Source organism: Chitinophaga varians, from assembly GCF_012641275.1.
Classification (GTDB): Bacteria; Bacteroidota; Bacteroidia; order Chitinophagales; family Chitinophagaceae; genus Chitinophaga; species Chitinophaga varians_A.
This window is the reverse complement of record NZ_JABAIA010000002.1, coordinates 669460-690618: the sequence shown is the minus strand read 5'-3', so window position 1 is coordinate 690618 and position 21159 is coordinate 669460. Positions and strand designations below refer to the sequence as shown.

Annotated in this window: 17 protein-coding genes; 7 read left to right on the top strand and 10 right to left on the bottom strand. The window is 48.5% G+C overall.

The window, feature by feature from the left end:
* Positions 1-3: 3 nt before the first annotated feature.
* Positions 4-828 carry a prephenate dehydratase gene (locus tag HGH92_RS17410; RefSeq protein ID WP_168872041.1) on the bottom strand — a complete coding sequence of 275 codons (825 nt, stop codon included), beginning with the start codon at positions 826-828 and terminating at the stop codon, positions 4-6.
* A 617-nt stretch (positions 829-1445) separates the two neighbouring features.
* A complete protein-coding gene (locus tag HGH92_RS17405; RefSeq protein ID WP_168872040.1) occupies positions 1446-1685 on the bottom strand; it encodes a hypothetical protein in 240 nt (79 codons plus the stop codon).
* 133 nt (positions 1686-1818) lie between these two features.
* Here HGH92_RS17405 and HGH92_RS17400 point away from each other — a divergent pair, with 133 nt between their 5' ends.
* Both HGH92_RS17400 and HGH92_RS17395 read left to right on the top strand, forming a co-directional pair.
* Positions 1819-2394, top strand: coding sequence for an RNA polymerase sigma factor (locus tag HGH92_RS17400; protein WP_168872039.1), 576 nt, complete (start codon positions 1819-1821; stop codon positions 2392-2394).
* Between the two features lie 24 nt (positions 2395-2418).
* Positions 2419-3501, top strand: a complete 1083-nt coding sequence (locus HGH92_RS17395) for a S1C family serine protease (protein ID WP_168872038.1) — start codon at positions 2419-2421, stop codon at positions 3499-3501.
* 72 nt (positions 3502-3573) lie between these two features.
* Here the strand turns inward: HGH92_RS17395 and HGH92_RS17390 are convergent, their stop codons facing one another.
* The 6 genes from HGH92_RS17390 to HGH92_RS17365 form a co-directional block, all read right to left on the bottom strand.
* On the bottom strand, positions 3574-4290 hold the full coding sequence (locus tag HGH92_RS17390; RefSeq protein ID WP_168872037.1) for a carboxypeptidase-like regulatory domain-containing protein: 717 nt from the start codon (positions 4288-4290) through the stop codon (positions 3574-3576).
* Positions 4291-4465: 175 nt separating this feature from the next.
* Positions 4466-5410, bottom strand: coding sequence for an aldose 1-epimerase (locus tag HGH92_RS17385; protein ID WP_168872036.1), 945 nt, complete (start codon positions 5408-5410; stop codon positions 4466-4468).
* Positions 5411-5492: 82 nt separating this feature from the next.
* The gene (gene xylA, locus HGH92_RS17380; protein ID WP_211092666.1) at positions 5493-6821 is read right to left on the bottom strand and encodes a xylose isomerase; all 1329 of its coding nucleotides are present in this window, start codon (positions 6819-6821) and stop codon (positions 5493-5495) included.
* 23 nt (positions 6822-6844) lie between these two features.
* Positions 6845-8335 carry a xylulokinase gene (locus HGH92_RS17375; RefSeq protein ID WP_168872035.1) on the bottom strand — a complete coding sequence of 497 codons (1491 nt, stop codon included), beginning with the start codon at positions 8333-8335 and terminating at the stop codon, positions 6845-6847.
* Between the two features lie 18 nt (positions 8336-8353).
* A complete protein-coding gene (locus HGH92_RS17370) occupies positions 8354-10030 on the bottom strand; it encodes a sodium/sugar symporter (protein WP_168872034.1) in 1677 nt (558 codons plus the stop codon).
* Between the two features lie 194 nt (positions 10031-10224).
* Positions 10225-11367, bottom strand: coding sequence for an NAD(P)/FAD-dependent oxidoreductase (locus HGH92_RS17365; protein ID WP_168872033.1), 1143 nt, complete (start codon positions 11365-11367; stop codon positions 10225-10227).
* Positions 11368-11457: 90 nt separating this feature from the next.
* Here HGH92_RS17365 and HGH92_RS17360 point away from each other — a divergent pair, with 90 nt between their 5' ends.
* From HGH92_RS17360 to HGH92_RS17340, 5 genes are all read left to right on the top strand, one after another.
* Positions 11458-12507: an NAD(P)-dependent alcohol dehydrogenase gene (locus tag HGH92_RS17360; protein ID WP_211092665.1), complete on the top strand. Its 1050-nt coding sequence runs from the start codon at positions 11458-11460 to the stop codon at positions 12505-12507.
* A 196-nt stretch (positions 12508-12703) separates the two neighbouring features.
* Positions 12704-16792, top strand: coding sequence for an RHS repeat-associated core domain-containing protein (locus HGH92_RS17355; protein ID WP_168872032.1), 4089 nt, complete (start codon positions 12704-12706; stop codon positions 16790-16792).
* A 6-nt stretch (positions 16793-16798) separates the two neighbouring features.
* Entirely contained in the window at positions 16799-17731 is a 933-nt protein-coding gene (locus HGH92_RS17350; protein ID WP_168872031.1) for a hypothetical protein, read from the top strand.
* 14 nt (positions 17732-17745) lie between these two features.
* Positions 17746-18000, top strand: coding sequence for a hypothetical protein (locus HGH92_RS17345; RefSeq protein ID WP_168872030.1), 255 nt, complete (start codon positions 17746-17748; stop codon positions 17998-18000).
* Between the two features lie 27 nt (positions 18001-18027).
* On the top strand, positions 18028-18630 hold the full coding sequence (locus HGH92_RS17340) for a hypothetical protein (RefSeq protein ID WP_168872029.1): 603 nt from the start codon (positions 18028-18030) through the stop codon (positions 18628-18630).
* A gap of 62 nt (positions 18631-18692) precedes the next feature.
* On the opposite strand, the gene ilvA is transcribed toward HGH92_RS17340, so the two are convergent.
* Together ilvA and ilvC are read right to left on the bottom strand one after the other, a co-directional pair.
* The gene (ilvA, locus tag HGH92_RS17335) at positions 18693-19952 is read right to left on the bottom strand and encodes a threonine ammonia-lyase IlvA (RefSeq protein ID WP_168872028.1); all 1260 of its coding nucleotides are present in this window, start codon (positions 19950-19952) and stop codon (positions 18693-18695) included.
* A gap of 77 nt (positions 19953-20029) precedes the next feature.
* Complete coding sequence (ilvC, locus tag HGH92_RS17330; protein ID WP_078667268.1) at positions 20030-21073, bottom strand: ketol-acid reductoisomerase; 1044 nt, start codon at positions 21071-21073, stop codon at positions 20030-20032.
* Between the last annotated feature and the right edge of the window lie 86 nt (positions 21074-21159).

Genomic DNA, 21159 nt, shown 5'->3' with positions numbered 1-21159 from the left:
TGATTAATGTGTTTTGCCTTTTCTGTAGATGCCCAGCACTTTGAGATTTTCGGTGAGCGGCGCTATTTTTTCCAATCCCTTTTCAAAATGTGCCGGATTTTCAAACTCCATGTCGGCGTGGAAGTAATAGTTCCATTCTTTTGCAGGGATGGGAAAAGACTGCAGCTTGGATAAGTTGATACCAGCATCCGCTATTTTGGTCAGCACCTTGGCGAGTGTGCCCCGATCGTGGCTGGTATGAAAGTAAACAGAGGCTTTATTGGCGTCCGGCGCAACGGGTACAGCGGTACGGGACAGCGCCAGGAAACGGGTATAGTTGTTTTTGTTGGTCTGGATGTTGGGGGCAATGATATCCAGCTCGTAGATTTCAGCCGCCAGTTTACCGGCGATCGCCGCCACGCTTTTCAGTTTTTTCTGCCGTACGTGTTTGGCGCTGAGCGCGGTGTCCTCTGTTTCCACCAGCTTGATATGCGGGTGTTTCTCGAGGAAGTCGATACACTGCAAAAGAGCCATTGGGTGCGAATGTACTTCGCGGATATCTTCCAGTTGCTGCCCTGGCAGCACCATCAGATGCTGGTTGATCTGCAGGTAAACTTCGCCGGTCACATGCAGGCCGGAGTTTTTGAGGAGGCTGTAGTTCGGTAAAATGCTGCCTGCGATGGAGTTTTCGATGGCCATGATACCTGCGTCCACGCCGGGGTCCTGCTTTACCTTACGTACCAGTTCGGAAAAGGTGGCACAGGCTTCAATATCGGTCTGTTTTCCGAAGAAACTCTGAGCAGCGATCTGGTGGAAAGCACCTTCAAACCCTTGTATGGCAATTTTCATGTGTATGGAGTTGATTTTTTATTGTTTTATAGTTGCTGTAGCAACTAGCTATTTGAAATAAGAAGGGCCCCGTCTCCGGGACCCTTTGCTTTATTTTACCTGTATGTAAAGTATTTTATTGCAAACGAGTCCCCTGCTTCTTCGCAAAAAAGAAGTAATAAAAATAATAAGTGTTAAAGTGACGGTTTGACATATACAGTATTTTGATAATTAAAAAGCCTCCCGTTTTCGCGGGAGGCCTTTTTGTAGTTTCTTTTATGTTTTTACTTACAAACGACCTCCCTATTCCTGGTACCAGAAATAATAGAAGCCAAAAAATCCGAAAGTCGCTTGTGTAGTCATATGCTCTTTTTGAACGTGTTACAAAAATACGGCACGATTTTAATTATCCAAGCGTCTGATATAAAAAATACATTTTTTTAAATAATAAGCAGTTATTATTGAATTAAATCTAAAATTGCAGAAAAAGAGGGACAGTAGCGTATATAAAAACGGTGGGAAGGTCGTCTTTTTAAAAACACAATTAGCAAGCTCATCAATAAATATCAGGGGCACAAAAAAAGACCGCTATGGCCATAGCCATAGCGGTCATATAAAATTTAATCAGAGATTGCTAATTAGTGTTTAGCAGCAGCAGAGTCAACTTTAGCAGCAACGGAGTCAACTTTAGCAGCAGCAGAGTCAACAACAGCAGCAGCACCAGCAGCAGCAGAATCAACTTTAGCAGCAGCTGAATCGATTACAGCGCCAGCGTTAGTTGCAGTAGAGTCAGTAGCAGGTTTTTCACCACCGCCGCAAGCTACAGCGAACAGACCGAAAGACAGAGCCAGGAAACCAAGTTTAATTACGTTCTTCATCGTACAAATAATTTAAGGTGTTTTTTGAATGATTTACCCTTTATACCGGAGTAACCCAAAAGGTAACCCAAACTTTTAAAAAATTTTTTTTTCGGTACTTTGGGTTACCAAATGCCTAATAATAGTATTAAGAGTGAAGCAACATCAAGACATAACAAGAGACAGGGAATTATTGCTGGGATTGGCAAAGAGCGATGATAAGTCATTGGAAACCATCTACTCAGAGAATTTTCCAGCCGTGCTGCGTATGATTTTACAGCACAACGGCAGCGAAGACGACGCCAAAGATGTTTTCCAGGAAGCCATCATCATTCTATATGAAAAAGCCTGCGAAGGTAGTTTCAACCTGACCAGCCGGCTAAAAACTTTCCTTTATTCGGTTTGCCGCCACATTTGGCTGAAAAAGGTACAAAGCACTTACGGGCTTTATGCACTTCCACCGGAAATGGAGGAAACCATTCCGGCCGCAGAGGTGGTAGATGAACACAGCACCAAAGACGAACAGTTCCGTATTATGGAAAGTGCGATGGGCAGCATTGGCGAACCCTGCAAGACTATTCTGGAAGATTATTATATACAGAAAAAGTCCATGCAGGAAATAGCAGAGAAATTCGGCTATACCAACGCCGAAAATGCCAAAAATCAGAAGTATAAGTGTCTGATGCGCCTGAAGAAGTTATTTTTTGATCAGTATAATACATCCTTATAAGCAGCAACGGCCATGAAAGATGACATGAATTTATTACGTGAAATTGAACGTTACCTGGAAGGGGAAATGAGCGGACAGGAAAAAGCCGTTTTCGAGGAACTGCGTAAAAACAATCCGCAAGTCAACCGTCAGGTGGAGGAGCAGGAGTTTTTTCTGCAGCAGCTGCAACATTTTGGCCAGCGCCAGTCGCTCCAGGCTAAAATGGACCACATTCACCGGCAACTGGACATGCCTACCCTGCGTAAACAAGCCCGGGAAGAAAACCTGGCCGCCAAAAAGGTATCTGTCCGCCGCCGTACCATTACCAACCTGGCAGCCGCCGCCTGTATCGCACTGGTGACGTCCCTGTCTACTATCGCAGTACTGCAGAACGCTGCCAAAAATAAATCCACAGCCCAGTATGAGGACGTCAGAAGAGTACTGAACAATATCCAGCGCTCCCAAAATGCACTCATCAATGATATCAATAACAAAAGCAAGGCACCGGTTAATCCCGGCACCTACGGCGGCACTGGTTTTGCCGTGTCCGGCAATGGCTACATCGTCACTAACTATCATGTAGTGGCCGGCGCGGATTCGGTATATGTGCAGAATAATAAAGGTGAGGCTTTTAAAGCGGTCAGCGTTTTTGAAGATATCTCCAGCGACCTGGCGGTATTGAGAATTGCCGACTCCTCCTTCAAAGGCCAGCCCCTGCCCTACGCACTGAAACCACAGAACGCGAAACTGGGCGAAGAAGTTTTCACCATGGGCTTCCCCCGCGATGAAATCGTTTATGGTAAAGGTTATATCAGCGCTAAAACCGGTTTCAACGGCGATACCACGGCCTATCAGGTGTCTATCCCGGTTAATCCGGGCAACAGCGGCGCTCCCCTGTTAGACGGCCAGGGCGATGTGGTAGGTATCGTTACCGGCAAACAAACCACTTCCGACGGCATCGCCTTCGCGGTGAAATCGGCTCACCTGAAACGGTTGCTCGATGAAATGCCGAAAGATAAAAACATGAAAAAAGAAATAACCCGTAAGAGCCATCTGGAAGGGTTAAACAGATTAGACCAAATCAAAAAACTGGAAGAGTTTGTATATATGGTGAAGGTCTACAATTAAGTTTGAACACTATAGCATATAAAATCAAAAGGGTGAAGACTTCGGCTTGTTCTTCACCCTTTTTCTATGTCTTTATTTTTTGATCCAGGCTTTGTATTTGTCTGTAATCCAGTACAGCAGGTCGTTGTGGCCAATGGTCCTCATGGTTTCGTAGTCCGGATAGTTATCCCGCATGAAGAGCTGCAATGAATCCCCTTTCAGTCCGGTAACCTGGCTGACCAGCACCGGGGTAAAGCGGGAGTCAATATATTTCTCTTTTTCCATCTCCTCGTAATTCTTCTTGAACTGCCTTTTTTGTTTCTCGCTCTTGGAATATCGGGTAAACGGACTGAAAACGATACCGGCGCCTTGCGGGGTACTTCCTCCAGCCAGCGGCTTATTGGGCAAATCCAGCAAATAACCATACTGCCGGCGGCGCTCCATAGAGTCCAGCTGGTAAGGTGTATACTGAGAAGACACTTCCACTCCTTTCAGGAAACGGCTGGCCACCACCAGTTTCACATTAAGTGTCTGGGTACCGGTCGTCTGCGTCACCTTCACGGTATCAGGCAGATAACCTACGAACGTAAAAACGATCTTGTCGTTCCGGGTAGCGTCTATCTTATAAAAACCACCCTGATCAGATAGGGAATGCCTACCTGTGGTCAGGTTGGTAATAGTGGCGTATGGCAGCACCAGTTTGTTGCTGTCTGAAATCTGTCCGGTTACGATGACCTGTGCTTTTGCGGCAAAAGGGAACAACATCCCGGCGATGCAACCCAGCAACAGAATACGCATGTGAGCCTTCATAAATTGTTTGTGTTTTTAATCCTGACTATCCTTCCTCTCCCTGAACAACCAATACTGTGTGTGTATTGTTCATATCCATTCCGGCCCACAATTTAAATAAATTGAGGCGGTTGTTAAAAAACAATCCTCCGGCCAGGTGACCGGAGGATGCTCCTATCCTGAAGTGAAGCTGTTATCACACAGTGATTTTTATTCTGGTATCAAATGTCCGGTCTTCGCCGGCTGCCAGGGTTACCAGTCCGATACCATTGTTAAAGGCATTGGGCGCGCCGCTCAGGTTTTCCACTGCAATACTGTTGCGGTGTGGCGGTATGTACACCTGTAAAACAGGGTAATGATCTCCCGGGAAAAAATCTATTTGGATATTTTTCACCGGATCGAGCAGGGAAGCCAGTGGTTGTGCCTGTGAGAAGTCCAACACGAAAGAATTGTCCAGCTCCACTCCCGCCAGCTTTTTGCCTTTCACAAATTCAGTGTAGGGCAGCACTTTTCCTGTCGGGATCAGTTTAGCGTCAAATTCTACGATTTCTTTGGAGGCGAAGGTGAGCACCAGTTCATCTACCGGCGTACCGGTGGAGAAATAAGGATGCCAGCCGTCCATTACCGGGATGGACGTTTGACTGCGGTTGATAACTTTAGTTGTTACACGCAGCTCGTTGCCTGGCAGTAGGGTGTAAGTCGCCTGGCAGTCGTAGCTGAAAGGATAACCGGTATCTTCTTCGCGAAAATTGTAAGTAAGGGTAACAGACGCCTCCCGGGCGGAAGCCTGCTGTTCAGCCACAGTAAACTTTGCATCATACAACAGGCCATGGATGGCGTTTCCGGGCGCTATTGTTTTTTCGATGCTATAGCTGCTGCCCTGCCATTCGTAAGCCGCATCTTTCATACGGCAGGCGAAAGGGCTCAGTTTTACGCTTTTAAAGCTGACATGCAGGTTTTCCCGAAGGTCTTCGAGGCTGCTGTAGCTGTCAATCAGGTTGATCAGTTCACCCTGGCGGCGCACCTTGAAAGCGTGCAGCAACGCGCCATGCGCGGGCACGATCTCTACCTGTGTGCCGCTTTGTTCGTCAGTAAGGGCAATGATATCAAATCCTGCCTCATGAAAAGTGTTGATTGTCATTGTTCATTGTTTTGTTCGCACAAGGGCGTTCCACAAAGAGAGCAAAGAAATACCCTTTGTTTTTCTTTGTGAAGACTTATAATTAAATACATCCGTTAATTATATTTTCCAGCCATTCCTGCTTTCCGCTGATCTGGGCCGGCTCTCCGTTGGAGGTGGCGATGTTGCGCAGATCTTCCAGGGTGAGCTTACCTTCTTCGAAGGCTTTTCCGTTGCCCGTATCGAAGGAGGCGTAGCGGTCTGTCCGGAATTTTTTATAGGCTGTTTTAGTGAGTACTTTTTCAGCGATGATGGCTGCTCTGGCGAAAGCATCGATACCGCCGATGTGTGCGTGGAAGATATCTTCCAGGTCGGTGGAATTACGGCGGGTTTTAGCGTCGAAGTTAACGCCGCCGCCGGCAAAGCCGCCCGCTTCGAGGATGATCAGCATGCTTTCCACCAGCTCGTTCAGCTGGGTGGGGAACTGATCGGTGTCCCAACCGTTCTGATAGTCGCCGCGGTTGGCATCGATGCTGCCCAGCATGCCTGCGTCTACAGCCACCTGTAACTCATGCTGGAAGGTATGTCCGGCGAGGGTGGCGTGGTTTACCTCGATGTTCAGTTTAAAATCCTTGTCCAGTCCGTAATAACGCAGGAAGCCGATCACAGTCGCGCTGTCATAGTCGTACTGATGTTTGGTGGGTTCACAGGGCTTCGGTTCAATGAAGAAAGTGCCTTTGAAGCCCTGTTGACGGGCATAATCGCGGGCCATGGAGAGGAAGCGGGCGAGGTGTTCCTGCTCTCTTTTCATATTGGTATTGAGCAGGGTCATATATCCTTCGCGGCCGCCCCAGAAAACATAGTTTTCTCCTTTGAGGGCGATGGTGGCGTCGAGCGCGTTTTTCACCTGTGTACCGGCATAAGCCAGTGCCGCAAAATCCGGATTAGTGGCTGCGCCGTTCATATAGCGGGGATGACTGAACACGTTGGCCGTGCCCCAGAGCAGTTTTACGCCGCTGACATCCTGTTTTTGTTTGGCATAATCCACGATCTGCTGCATTCTGCGCTCGTATTCCGCGAGGGTAGCACCTTCGTCCACCAGGTCTATATCATGAAAGCAGTAGTAGGGCAGCCCCAGTTTGGTGATGAATTCAAAAGCCGCGTCCATTTTGTCTTTAGCGCTTTGCATGGGATCGGTGGACACCAGCCAGGGGAAATGTTTGGTACCCGGACCGAAAGGATCGCCGCCGGTGCCGCAGAAGGTATGCCAATAGCATACGGCAAAGCGGAACAGTTCTTTCATGGTTTTACCGGCGATGAGACGGCTTTCATCATACCACCGGTATGCGAGCGGGTTGTCTGATTCCGGTCCTTCATAGGCGATCTGGCCGATGCCTTTGAAGTACTCGTGGTTTCCAAGTGTAATGCTCATAATAGTGGATTTTAAAATATCGTTTATGATTCACCGTTAGCCAGCAACGAACGCAGGCTGGTCAGCCAGTGGCTGTAAGCTGCGGCGTAACGTTCCTGCTGCCGGCTATCCGGTTCTATTACAGCGAGACATTCCATTCCCCTGAAGGCTTCATGGACAGACAGGTAACCTGCACCTGTTGCGGCCCCTCTGGCCGCTCCCTGTGCGCCGTCTGTATTATATAGTTCAATGACCACATTGGCCGTATTGGCAAAGGCTTCGCGGAAGAGCGGACTGAGGAACATGTTAGCATGACCGGCCCGTACGCGGTGTATGTCAAGGCCCATGTTTGTCATGATGTCCAGTCCATAGTTCAGTCCGAAGACGATGCCTTCCTGTACAGCTCTCAACATATGTGCCCTTTGGTGGCGGTTGAAGTCGAGGTGGCTGACGGTAGCGCCGATGCTTTTGTTGCCCAGTATCCTTTCTGCTCCGTTGCCGAAAGGGAACACCAGCAGGCCGTCGGCGCCCGGCGGCGCCTGTGCGGCCGCTTCGTTCATGTCAGCGTAGCTGATGTCGCCGATCATGTTCCGCAGCCAGGAATTGGCGATACCGGTGCCGTTGAGGCACATCAGCACGCCATCGCGGGTGTGCTGTGTATCATTATTCACATGCACAAAGGTGTTAACACGGCTTTCCCGGTCAAACGTATGCTGATCATGCACCGCATAGATCACGCCGGAAGTACCGGCCGTGGTGGCTGCTTCGCCAGGTTCAAGCACATTGAGTGAAAAAGCGTTGTTGGGCTGGTCGCCGGCGCGGTAGGTGACGGGTGTGCCGGGCAGCAGCTGTAAAGCGGTAGCAGCGGCGGCCGTCAGCTGGCCTTGCACGCCGAAAGTAGGGACGATCGTAGCCAACAGCTGCGGGCTGATCTGGTAGTGGTCCAGCAGCGTGGTACTGACAGTATTGCCCGGGAAATCCCAGCAGGTGCCTTCTGAGAGGCCAGACACCGTGGTGGTGGCTTCCCCGGTGAGTTTGAGGGCGATAAAGTCGCCGGGCAGCATTACCTTATGAATCCGTTCGTAGATATGCGGCTCATTTTCGTATATCCATCGCAGTTTGGAAGCGGTGAAATTACCGGGGGAATTGAGCAGGTGCGAGAGGCACCAGGATTCGCCCAATGCGGAGAAGGCTTTGCGGCCAATGTCCACCGCGCGGCTGTCGCACCAGATAATAGCGGGGCGCAGCACCTGCATGTTTTTATCCACACATACGAGGCCGTGCATCTGGTAGGCGATACCTATTCCTTTCACCAGGGCCGCATCGAAAGTATATTGCCGGCGCAGGAGTGCGGTGGCGTTCACCACCTCCTGCCACCAGCTTTCCGGGTCCTGCTCGGCCCAGTCGGGATGCGGGACCAGGATAGGCATCTCGCGGGACGGACTGGTGGCCGTTGCCAGGCAACGGCCGGTGTCTGCGTCCAGTAACGCCGCTTTGATAGAAGAAGAACCTATATCGTAGCCGATAAAATACATACCCGTTGTGAATAACGATTACCAGTAAACGGTATACAGCGCAATGAGGATACCGATGATAAACAAAGCGCCGATGGTAAACGGCATCGCTGTTTTAAACATACTGCTGTCGATTTCCAGTCCTTTCGGATTGTTTTTACTGGAAGGATCGGCCAGGGAAATGATGATCATACCTACTATACAAATCACGAACACAACACCCATACGATCAATGAAGGCCATTTCATAAACACCTGCAGCGTTAGGAGCGGCCCATCCAAACTGGTAGAGCGGTTGCAGGTCTACCCAGTTAGGCAGGAACTTCAGCACAAAAGACATCAGCAGACCAACGATCATGGCAAACAGCGCGGCGTTAGAAGTGGTGCGTTTCCAGAAGAAGCCCATGATGAACATGGCAAACACACCTGGCGACACAAAGCCGGTATATTCCTGGATAAACTGGAAACCGCCTTTTTTATCGATGCCCAGGAAGTTAGACAGGATAATGGCCAGTACCATAGCAACGATCACTGTGGTGCGGCCCACCTTTACCACTTTCTGTTCATCAGCATCTTTATGATATATCTTCTTATAAATATCTAACGTAAAAATGGTGGAGATACTGTTGGCTTTACCGGCCAGCGAAGCTACCACTGCAGCTGTAAGGGCCGCAAAAGCGAGGCCTTTCAGGCCGCTGGGCAAGAGGTTGAGCAATACGGGATAGGCATTGTCCGGGTTCAGGGAACCACCCTGCATCATCTCTGTGTGGAACTGGCCCTTCTGGTACAGCACATAAGCCGCAATACCCGGCAGCACCACAATGATAGGCATGAGCAACTTCAGGAAACCGGCAAACAACAGACCGCTGCGGGCTGTTTTCAGGTCTGCGCCCAGCGCACGTTGTGTGATGTACTGGTTACATCCCCAGTAGTTGAGGTTCACAATCCACATACCGCCTATGAGTATACTTAATCCCGGCAGGTCGAGATAGTGGGCATCTGTCTTTTTAAAGATCATGTGGAAATGATCGTCGGCATGTTGGTGCAACAGGCTGAAACCCTGCATTACGCCGCTGCCGCCGAAATGTTTTGCCACCAGGTCCAGCGCCAGATAGGTAGTAGCCAGGCCGCCGAGGATCAGGAAAAACACCTGTATCACATCGGTATAACCGATCACCTTCATGCCACCCAGTGTGATCAGCACTGCAAAGAAAGACAGCGCTATCATACAGACATAAAAATCGATACCGGAAATTTTGTTGATGGCCAATGCGCCCAGATAGAGGATGGACGTGAGGTTTACCACCACATACAACAGCAGCCAGAACACCGCCATGATAGTACTCACCGTTTGGTTGTACCGGCGCTCCAGGAACTGGGGCATGGTGTAGATCTTGTTTTTCAGGTAGATGGGCAGGAAAAAGACCGCCACCACAATCAGCGTGGCCGCCGCCATCCATTCATAGGTGGAGATGGCCAGGCCCATGGAAAAACCGGAGCCGGACATACCGATAAACTGTTCCGCCGAAATATTGGAGGCAATCAGGGAGGCGCCGATAGCCCACCATGTCAGGGAGCCTTCTGCCAGGAAAAAGTCTTTCGAGTCTGTCGTCGCTTTCTTTTTCTTCTGATAGATATAATACCCGTAGCCGGCCACTATTACAAAATATACCAGGAATACCAGGTAATCGACGTAGTGAAGTAAGTTTGGTTGCATAAATGTTCAAACGTGGTTTGTATAATAAATTTGGCGGATCAATATAGTGAAATAAATGTATTAAATACGCTTATGCACCATAAAAAGCTAAAACTAAAAACCGCAGATCGACTGCGGTTTCCCCAAGAGATCAAATCTATACATTTAAAATTGCTATCAAAACACTTTAACAAAAAAACGGAGAGGCGTGCGGGTTAGATAGCTTCAGCCGCCATGGCAGCGATTTTATCTCCTATCAACGACCCGATGGCCACGCCCATGCCGCCCATACGCACACCCAGAATAATATTTTCCGAATAAGCCCGGACGATAGGTTGTTTGGTACTCCCAAAAGCCATGATGCCGGTCCACCGGTCAGCGATGGCGAAAGGCCGGCCCGGGATGATCAGGTGGCGCAGCATTTCTTCCAGTTCGTGCTGGATACGGTCGTTGTAGCGAAACTCTGTAGAGGTTTCTCCGGAGAAGTCCAGCTGCCGGCCGCCGCCGAGCAGTATGCGGCCATCCAGCTCCCGGAAATAAAAATATCCTTCTTCGAGGTGGAACACCCCTTTAAAAGGCAGTCCGGGCAATGGTTCAGTGATGAGCACCTGTCCCCTTCCGGGGGTTACCTCCAGCTCGGGCAGCAACTGGCGGGTGAAGGCATTGGTGCAAACCAGCAGCTTCCGCGCCCGGAAGACCACTTCCTCCTTCAGCAGCTGATGGGCGACCACCACATTGACCCCGGAGCGGAGGTCTTCCATGCGGGTAACAGGGCATCCCGTTTTTATTTCCACCCCTGAGGCTATGGCTTTGTCGATGAGCGCCCGCATCATTTGCCCGGTATGTAGCTCCCCTTCGTAGTGGTTGCGCACCATGGCTTTCACATGGGCCGGCGCAAAACCGAATGAGGCTATTTTATCGCTGACGAGGGAAAAGGCAGGCGCATCATCCAGTACGCCGGCCAGCAAGCGGTTGATCTCGTCCAGCTGGTGCAGGGCCCACTCTTCGCGGGCGCCGATCAGTTCGTAGCTGCCGTTTTCCCGGTAGCCGATCCGTTCGTCGCCAAGGCGGCGGCGGAGCAACTGCAATCCTGTCCGCCGCATAGACACGAGGTCCAGCACTGTTTCAGACGGCATCGTCTGCAAGTCGGCCAGTATTTCGGTCAGGCTGCCGATACAGGCGAAGCCGGCGTTTTTAGTACTGGCACCGGTAGGCAGTACCTCCCGTTCCAGCACCAGCACACGGGCGTCCGGCTCCCGCTCCCGCAGGCTGATGGCGGCGGAAAGTCCCACGATACCGCTGCCGGCAATGATATAGTCGTACTGAAGCAGACTTTGTTTCTCCCAATAACTTAACATCCTACTAAGTTAAACAATTGGGTAACAGGATGGCGGTCAGCATAAACCTCCTTAAAAATCAGTAGTTTCGAAATCTTAAATCGAGAGAGCATGATTGAAACCAAAGCTTACGCGGCACAAAGTGCTACCACTCCCCTTGGCCCCTGGAATTTCCAGCGTCGGGAAGTAGGTCCTCATGATGTACAAATAGAAATCCTTTATTGTGGCGTATGTCATTCGGATATACACCAGGTGCGGGACGAATGGGGCGGTTCCATATACCCGATGGTGCCGGGCCATGAGATCGTGGGCCGCATTGTGAAAGTGGGCGACCATGTGACCAAATTCAAAGTAGGCGATCTGGGCGGCGTAGGCTGCTTTGTGGATTCCTGCCGGGAATGCCATCCCTGTAAATCCGGAGAAGAGCAGTACTGTGAGAAAGGCAACGCCAGTACCTATAACGGCACGGAGATGGACCGTAAAACGCTCACCTATGGCGGTTATTCCACGCAGATCGTGGTAGACGAACAATATACCCTGAAAGTGTCTGACAAACTGCCGCTGGAAGGCGTAGCGCCCCTGTTGTGCGCAGGCATTACCACGTACTCTCCGTTGCGCCACTGGAAAGTAGGCAAAGGGCATAAAGTGGCCGTGCTGGGCCTGGGCGGCCTGGGACACATGGCCGTGAAACTGGCCAATTCCATGGGCGCCGAAGTGACCATGCTGAGCACATCGCCATCCAAAGAAGCGGATGCCAAAAAACTGGGCGCACATCATTTCGCTCTGATCAAAGACAAGGAGCAAATGAAAAAACTGCGCAACCATTTTGATTTCATCATTAATACGGTATCTGCACCGCACGAATACAACGACTTCCTGAAATTGCTGACGCTCAATGGCGTGATGATCTGTCTGGGGATACCGCCGGAACCTTCCGCCGTACCGGCTTTTCACCTGATCATGGGACGCCGCAGCATTGCCGGTTCACTGATCGGTGGCATCCGCGAAACACAGGAAATGCTGGACTACTGCGCCGAACATAATATTGTGAGTGATGTGGAAGTGATCGATATTAAAGATATCAACACCGCGTATGACCGTATGATGAAAGGAGATGTGAAATATCGTTTTGTGATTGATATTGCGAGTTTGAAAAAATAGCGTTTAAATTATCTTGTAAGAAGCAGGTATATTGCCTGCTTCTTATTTTAGTAAAGTAACCTACCCCAACATTAATCCAGCTCTTCCGTAACCTGCCGTCCCCAACCTTTCCGTATTTTTTTCCGCTCCGTATATTCCTTATATTTATAGTACTATTCTCATTGTTGTACCTGCCCCTGGCTCCAAACCATATCAGATGCTTGTCAGTAACAAACATTTCACCCCGGTGATTGGACTGGACATCCATATTGTTATCCTTTTGGGATTTCCTGTACCGTTACCCCATCCTTTTATCGGACTGGTCATTGATCCGATGGATTATGTTCCCTTCATTGGGGCCACCACCCGCATTAACCATGTACCACGGGGAAAAAGCGACACCAATGGGATGCTGATCTTTCTGTTTCATATTCCCATGGGTGGACCGTTTTTACTGGCACCTATGATCGGCCATGATTCCGTTAACTTCTTTGGTAGTAAAAAAGTAAAAGTTGAAGGTAATCTCATGAGTCCATCGGGGCATATGCTGATGACCTGTAATGATATTGGTCTGCCCTTGTCTATTACGCCCGGGAAAAAGTTTAAGCCGATTCCCAGCCTCTATCTTCCGACCTCCTACTCGATCCCATTATCATTTGGGAAACCGGTAATGGTAGGCGGGCCTTATGTTCCGGACTGGGCGGGCGTGTTACTGAACCTGATCATGTCATTCGGTTTTGGCGCCTTGATGAAAGGGCTCGGCAAAGCCGGCAAAAAGGCGCTGACGAAATTCAATCACGCCCTGAAAGCGAAAATCGGCAGTAATAAACTGAGCAAAGCTCTTTGCAAGAAAGGATTTGAGCCGGTGGACCTGGTGCAGGGCATTGTGATATATGACGGCACCGATTTTGAGTTGCCTGGTCCTATTCCGCTGAAATGGGAGCGTTCCTGGAACAGCGACAGCTCTTTTGAAGGGCTGCTCGGACATGGTACGCATTTGTGCTACGATATGCGGGTATACGAATTCCCCGATGAAGACGCCACGGTGGTGTTACTGGGCGACGGCCGCAGCGCGGTATTTGATGCCCTTCACTATTCCGGTGACAGTAACTACAACCGCCATGAACGGCTGTTGCTTACCCGCGACAACATGGAGGACTATACATTATTCAGCTATGAAAACCGTTATACTTATACCTTCCGCAAGTTACATCCTGCTGACAAACACTACCGGCTGATCAATATTGCTGATGAAAGAGGATTTATGATCAGCTTTCATTACAATGGTGCCGGGCATCTGGTGCGGATTATTGACAGTGTTGGCAGACATCTGCTGACAGAACGTGACGACGCCGGCCGCATTATCCGCGTGACCGCCCGTCATCGCGGAGAAAGCCGGGAGCTGGTGCGTTACGCCTACAATGAGGCCGGAGATCTCACTGAGCTGACCGACGCATTGGACCAGACGACATACATACATTATCATGATCACCTGATGATCAAAAAAACCGATCGCAATGGTAATTCTTTCTACTGGGAATATGATAAGCTAAGGCGCTGTATTCACACCACCGGAGACAAGGGGTTACTGGAAGGCAGGCTGGAATATCATCCTGACAAAGGCTTCAACCAGATACGCAATACAAAGGGCATCACGACCTACTATTACACACCGGATTTTGTGGTATCACAGATAAAGGACGCGTTGGGACATTCCACTTTTTTTGAGTATACAGAAGAAATGGAGTTGTATCGTGTTATTGATCCGGAAGGTAACGTTACCGGGTATACGTATGATGAGCGGGGTAACCGGACAAGTGTAACGCTGCCTGATGGCAACACACAAACCATACACTATGATAGCGCCGGCAGGGTTATATTGGAGGAAGATGCTACAGGCAACAACAACACCTATATCTACTATGAACAAAATGGCCAGATACATACTACCACTGAGGCAAATGGCCGCATTACCATACATCGGTACAATGAACAAAACCTTTTGTCTAAGATTGAAACAGAGGATGAACACATTAACATATTAACCTATGACGCCGATTTTAACCTCACTGGTATCTGCATGCCTGATGGCAGTCAGACCTCATGGGCATATGACACCTGGGGGAGATGCATAACAGTTACCGGCCCATTGCAGGATGAACAGGAATTCCGCTATGATATTCTGGACAGGGCTATAGATATCAGACTGGCAGGAGGCAATCACATACAGCTTCAATATGATGCTTATGACGACATCACGTTGTTACAGGACAAAGAACATGAGATACACTTCTCCTATACCCCTTTGGGCAACATCAAAAAACGGGAGGAAAACGGTGTCAATGTTCATTTTATATATAATCAGGAAGAAGAGCTAACTGGTATAGTAAACGAAAAAGGGGAAACCTTCCGCGTTATCCGTGATGCCAATGGGAACATCATCAGTGATGTTGGCTTTGACGGGCTAATTCGGCACTACAAACGAGACCATTCCGGAAAGATCATTCGTATTCAGCGTTCCGGCAGCAAATGGACCAACCTTGAATATGACAGCAATGGAAAAATAGTCCGTGTGGAGCATCAGGACGGCTCCTGGGAAACATTCAGCTACAACCGCAGTGGCGATCTTATTGAAGCCATCAATCAGCACGCTACCGTTCGTTTTCAACGCGACAAACTCGGACGCATAATTTCCGAATGGCAGGACGGTCATCTTGTAAACAGTGGCTTCGATGCCGCTGGCAATCGCATTGCTGTCAGCAGCAGCCTCGGCGCCGATATTCACTTTAACTGGAATAATACCAATAATCTCTCAGGTATTTTTGCCCGTACCTCCAACCAAGAGGACGATTGGAGCGCACAGATCCAAAGAAATCTGCTTGGTCAGGAAGTCGCACGCTATCTGCCAGGGAATATAAACAGCTATTGGCAGTATGACAACCGGGGAATGGCAACTTCACATGAAGTTAGTGTGAATGGCCGAACCACCCGCCACCGCCAATACCTTTGGGATGGTCACAACCGGCTAAAACAGATACTGAACATACTTAACCACGGGTTAAAAAAATATGGCTATGACGCAGATAACCGGTTATCATGGGCGCAATATGAAAATGGTCAAACAGGCTACCGCAATCCCGACCGCACAGGTAACCTCTTTGATACTCCTACAAGGCAAGACAGAAAATATAGCGCCGGTGGTAAGCTGTTAGAGACTAATCAGGGCCATTACAGCTATGATGAAGAAGGCAATCTTATCTGTAAAACAATAACATCCGGCAACATCCCTGCCACATGGAAATATAGCTGGTATGCCAATGGTTCGCTGGAGACTGTTACCCGTCCTGATGGCGTCGTCATATCTTTCCGCTATGATGCACTGGGACGCAGAACAGAGAAAACGATGAAGAACAAGATTACCCGATTCGTTTGGGATGCCGATGTGCCGCTTCATGAATGGTCTTATCCAGAATCAGAGCGCCCGCATGTAACCGTCAACGAATACGGGGAAATGGTTTTAAGCCACCCCGAACCGATACCTTCCGATACGCTTACCACGTGGGTGTTTGAAGATGGAGGGTTCAGCCTGTCAGCTAAAATAACCGGACAGCAGCGGTATTCCGTGATCACAGACCATCTTGGCACTCCTTGTGAAGCCTATGACGAAAATGGTAATAAAGTATGGGCAACAGATCTTGACATCTATGGGCAGGTGCAATCGCTGCAAGGAGACAAATATTTTATCCCCTTCCGCTATGCTGGTCAATATCAAGATGCAGAAACAGGACTTGCTTATAACCGCTTTCGGTATTATGATGCGGAGACCGGTATGTATATCAGCCAGGACCCATTAGGACTTGCGTCTGAAGAGCTGAATTTTTATTCTTATATTAGAGACCCTAACTTATGGATTGATCCTTTTGGACTCAACGGCACTCTGGGCGCATGGGGTGAAAAAGTAGCCAGTAAGTACCTTGAGAAAGAAGGCCATACCATTCTTGGATCAGTTCAGAATGCATCTGGACACGGCTTTGATCTGGTAACCAAAGCACCTAACGGAAAAATTAATGTGATAGAAGTAAAGGCCAGCCAAAGCTCCTGGAGGAGCAAAAGCAACATGTCCACCTGGACAAACAGGAACATCAACAAAATTATGGGAAATACCAATGGGCATTGGGGTAGCAAACCCGCTTACCAAAATAGGTTGATGCGAATGATTGATCAAGCCAAACGGGCAGGTCAATTAGAAAATAAATTGGTACAGATTAATGTAGACCAACGCTCGATCAGAATAAAATGTAAATAATCGCTAATGCGGACTTATAACAAGGTAATTCAAAAAATCATCGACCACTACGGATATGGCCAGCCTATTGACTTTGAACAGGCCAACAGGGATTTTATGGAAGGCTATGTTTTCTCCTATAAAAACTTCAAAAAAAACAAATATGATTTCCGCTTGTTTTATGGAGTACTGACAGATGTTCAATCTAATGAATCCCACCATATTGCAGCCAAAAACCTCCTCTTTCAGGGAAACCCTCTCTGTTGGAAATATTTTGAACGGACAGCCCTTTTCTGGACCATGGCGCATGCTGCCGACGAATATATCGATCACATACGCGATGCTTTTTATTATGCGTTGTATATGGAAAGAAACGACCTGTTGAAAATACTGATCGAAAAATCCATCGATTATCTCAACATGGACGTGTATAAAACAAGTAAAGAGCATAAAAACCAACAGGTATATCCCAGTACACAACTGCTGCATTTTCTCGTGGAAAAATGGCTGGGACACAATCCTGTCAAAGAAAGAGTGTTTATCTTCGGGAAAGAGGGATATGGTATCTATCAACAACTGATTGATCATTGGAATGACTATAGCGTGCTGCCTGCCTCCTACTGGAACGAACTATGTGACCATCACCTTAACAGCGTAGGCGTTCAGCGGGCAGAAAAACGAGAATATGAGGAGTTTCTGGGTCCGGGACTAATTCCCATGGAATTCATCAACCTGTTTAAAGTAAGACGCAAATTGGGGCTGGATGTGCCGGTTATCCACCATCCGCTTTTTGAAACACCCATGGCAGTGGAACCGCTAATTCCCAGTGGATATGACGAACGTTTTGATGTGAAATATCAATTAGTCATTCAGACAATTAAAACCCAAAAGCAATACAACTATACAGACATAGAAAAAATCATTCGGGAAGAATACGGAGATGGCGAATTTTTCTATTGATTTAAATCAACCGCATGTTAACAGAAGCCATGAACACCTACAACATCGCCTTGTATACCATCAAGGAAAAAGGCTACGCCATAAGGTTGGAAATGGATGAGGCGAAAGCAGAAATCACTTACCGGACAGCCTCCAAAAAAGATATGCGTATTTCTGCTTTTAACCCCTTATCTTTATTAGCATTAGTGGTAGTGCACGAACAATATGGCGCACATTGGAACCAGGTATCCACCGGGAACTTATATGACGACATATTATCAGATGACTGATTTTTAAAGCAGCTAACTATTCCAACCATGAAATTAAAAACAGACGCCTTACACTCCCTGAAAGACAAGCTCCTCAACTGGCAGCAACTCTCTGAGCAGGAACTGGAAACATATATAAGGGAATTTGAAAAAATACCGCGGGCCGAAGTATCAACGTTCTATACGCCGGTATTGTCCGACAACGAGCTGGGAGCTATACTGGTGGCTATTGGCATACAGTTTCCCGACAATGTGAAACTGCAAATCAACGTTGTGTCTGCTTTAGGTAACATGGTATGGCGGTATGGACTGACACCTACCGATGCCATGTTTGATTATCTGGTGGCCGCGTCCGGCAACAGGAAAGTCAACTTTTATGTAGCGCTGCATATCCGTGTTTTTCCGCAGTATCAGACATGGGCGAAAAGATGGGAATACCTGTTGTCTGTCCCTGACATTGCACCCAGGAAAAAAGCCATCGTGGTTTTTTATGATACCGTAAAGCAGCAGCTGGAGAAAAATGATCCCATGACACTGGAAGTGAAACTGGTTATCATCAAAAAGATCCAGGCCATGCTGAATGAAGAGGATTTGCACCCTTACTTAAAAGACGAATATCTGGCCACCTTGAGCGCAATAGTGGAGCAATAAAAAAGCCCGTTCATAAAAATGACCAGGCTTATATTACTCTTAAAACAACTATTTGTCAAACTCTAAACAAGATAACCAAACAGGTTATCATCTTTATTCAGTTCGGTGAACTGAAAATTATATTTCCGGAAGTTGGCGATGAGGGTATCATAATCCTCCCTGCACTTCAGTTCTATGCCTACCAGTGCGGGGCCTGTTTCCTTATTATGTTTCTGAATGAATTCAAAGCGGGTGATATCGTCGTTAGGCCCCAGGATATGGTTCAGGAATTCCCTGAGTGCGCCCGGGCGCTGTGCAAAGCGTACAATAAAGTAATGCTTCAGTCCTTCGTACAGCAGTGAGCGTTCCTTTATTTCCTGCATGCGGTCGATATCGTTATTGCTGCCGCTGATAATGCAGACTACTTTTTTCCCCTTGATTTCTTCCGCATAGTCCTGAAGGGCTGTGATAGAGAGCGCGCCGGCAGGTTCTACCACGATGGCGTCTTCATTGTACAGTTTGAGGATAGTGGAGCACACCATACCTTCCGGCACGAGGTGCATTTCATCCAGCACTTCGCGGCATATTTGGTAGTTGAGCGTCCCTACTCTTTTTACCGCAGCGCCGTCTACAAAACGTTCAATTTCATCGAGGGTCACCGGGCCGCCATTTTCAAAGGCGCGGAGCATGGAAGGGGCGCCTTCCGGTTCAATACCTATGATGCGGGTTTTAGGGCTGTAAGTCCTGAAGTAGGTGCCGGTACCGGCAGCGAGGCCACCACCGCCTACGGGGACAAACAGGTAATCGATGTTGGTCTGGTCTTCCAGAATTTCCACTGCCACGGTGCCTTGCCCTTCAATAATTTTAGCGTTATCAAAAGGGGGAATGAAAGTCATCCCATGGGCAGCGGTGAAGGCCTGTGCTTCTGTGGAGCAGTCATCGAAAGTATCACCGGTGAGGCGTATTTCGATGTTATCGCCCCCGAACATATTGACCTGATTTACTTTTTGCTTTGGTGTGATGATCGGCATGAAAACCACGCCTTTGATGTTCATGGCTTTACAGGCATAGGCAAAGCCTTGTGCATGGTTGCCTGCGCTGGCGCAGGTAACGCCTTTGGCCAGCAGATCGGCGGGCAGGCTGCTAATCAGGTTGTAGGCCCCGCGGAGTTTGTAGGAGCGTACAATCTGCATATCCTCTCTTTTCAGATATACATCACAGTTATAGCGACGGGAAAGCGTAGCGCTATAAGTCAACGGCGTGCGGTTCACCACAGGCTTCAATTTCACCGATGCATCGAGGATATTGAGCGGGCTAACGCCAGATATTAAGTTAGAGGACATATTTTTTTGAATTACGAATTGCGAATTACGAATTACGAATTACAAGACGTAATTCGTAATTCGTAATTCGTAATTGATTAAGCGTTTGGTCTCAGCTTACGAACAGCTGCACCCGCCTGCCACATTTCGCTTTCGCGCAGTTCTTTCAGTTCTTCGTTCAGTTTCTCGCGGTAATCCGGAGTGCTGTTGGAAGCGATAGAACGGGCAGCTTCTTTACCGGCGGCTACGCTGGCGTACAGTTCGTCAAATACCGGCTGGGTAGCGTCTTTAAATTTCTTCCACCAGTCGAGCGCACCACGCTGAGCGGTAGTAGAGCAGTTAGCGTACATCCAGTCCATACCGTTTTCAGCAACGAGCGGCATCAGGGACTGAGTCAGTTCCTCTACGGTTTCGTTGAATGCTTCAGACGGAGAGTGACCGTTTCTGCGCAGTGTTTCGTATTGAGCAGCGAAGATACCCTGGATACAGCCCATCAGTGAACCACGTTCGCCGGTGAGGTCAGAGAATACTTCTTTCTTGAAATCTGTTTCAAACAGGTAACCGGAACCCACGCCGATACCCAGTGCTACTACGCGTTCTTTCGCGCGGCCGGTAGCGTCCTGGAAGATAGCGTAGCTGGAGTTCAGGCCCTGACCAGCCAGGAACAGGCGGCGCAGGGAAGTACCGGAGCCTTTGGGAGCAACCAGGATTACGTCTACGTCAGCAGGCGGAATGATACCGGTCTGCTCTTTATAGGTGATACCAAATCCATGGGAGAAGTACAGTGCTTTACCAGGAGTCAGGTGTTGTTTCAGGGTAGGCCACAGGGTGATCTGACCTGCGTCGGACAACAGGAACTGGATGATAGTACCTTTGGCAGCAGCTTCTTCGATATCGAATAAAGTTTCGCCCGGAACCCAGCCATCAGCTACTGCTTTATCCCAGGTTTTGGAATTTTTACGCTGACCAACGATAACATTGAAGCCATTATCTTTCAGGTTCAGTGCCTGGCCGGGGCCTTGTACGCCATAACCGATAACAGCGATAACTTCGTTTTTCAGGACTTCCCGTGCTTTTTCCATTGGGAATTCTTCCCTGGTTACTACTTCTTCGAGTACACCTCCAAAATTGATGGTTGCCATGTTTTGTGTTTTTAGCTTTTAGCTACTAGCCATTAGCTATTAGCTGTAAATTTTAAGTAAATGAATAAAGGCTTGTTTATGTTGCG

Bases quoted from the DNA above. Each gene is read 5' to 3' on its own strand.
- HGH92_RS17395 (WP_168872038.1), top strand. From the start codon at position 2,419: ATGAATTTATTACGTGAAATTGAACGTTACCTGGAAGGGGAAATGAGC.
- HGH92_RS17370 (WP_168872034.1), bottom strand. From the start codon at position 10,030: ATGCAACCAAACTTACTTCACTACGTCGATTACCTGGTATTCCTGGTA.
- HGH92_RS17340 (WP_168872029.1), top strand. From the start codon at position 18,028: ATGAAATTAAAAACAGACGCCTTACACTCCCTGAAAGACAAGCTCCTC.
- HGH92_RS17385 (WP_168872036.1), bottom strand. From the start codon at position 5,410: ATGACAATCAACACTTTTCATGAGGCAGGATTTGATATCATTGCCCTT.
- HGH92_RS17375 (WP_168872035.1), bottom strand. From the start codon at position 8,335: ATGTATTTTATCGGCTACGATATAGGTTCTTCTTCTATCAAAGCGGCG.
- HGH92_RS17355 (WP_168872032.1), top strand. From the start codon at position 12,704: ATGCTTGTCAGTAACAAACATTTCACCCCGGTGATTGGACTGGACATC.
- HGH92_RS17390 (WP_168872037.1), bottom strand. From the start codon at position 4,290: ATGAAGGCTCACATGCGTATTCTGTTGCTGGGTTGCATCGCCGGGATG.
- ilvA (WP_168872028.1), bottom strand. From the start codon at position 19,952: ATGTCCTCTAACTTAATATCTGGCGTTAGCCCGCTCAATATCCTCGAT.
- HGH92_RS17365 (WP_168872033.1), bottom strand. From the start codon at position 11,367: ATGTTAAGTTATTGGGAGAAACAAAGTCTGCTTCAGTACGACTATATC.
- HGH92_RS17360 (WP_211092665.1), top strand. From the start codon at position 11,458: ATGATTGAAACCAAAGCTTACGCGGCACAAAGTGCTACCACTCCCCTT.
- xylA (WP_211092666.1), bottom strand. From the start codon at position 6,821: ATGAGCATTACACTTGGAAACCACGAGTACTTCAAAGGCATCGGCCAG.
- ilvC (WP_078667268.1), bottom strand. From the start codon at position 21,073: ATGGCAACCATCAATTTTGGAGGTGTACTCGAAGAAGTAGTAACCAGG.
- HGH92_RS17410 (WP_168872041.1), bottom strand. From the start codon at position 828: ATGAAAATTGCCATACAAGGGTTTGAAGGTGCTTTCCACCAGATCGCT.
- HGH92_RS17350 (WP_168872031.1), top strand. From the start codon at position 16,799: ATGCGGACTTATAACAAGGTAATTCAAAAAATCATCGACCACTACGGA.
- HGH92_RS17405 (WP_168872040.1), bottom strand. From the start codon at position 1,685: ATGAAGAACGTAATTAAACTTGGTTTCCTGGCTCTGTCTTTCGGTCTG.
- HGH92_RS17345 (WP_168872030.1), top strand. From the start codon at position 17,746: ATGTTAACAGAAGCCATGAACACCTACAACATCGCCTTGTATACCATC.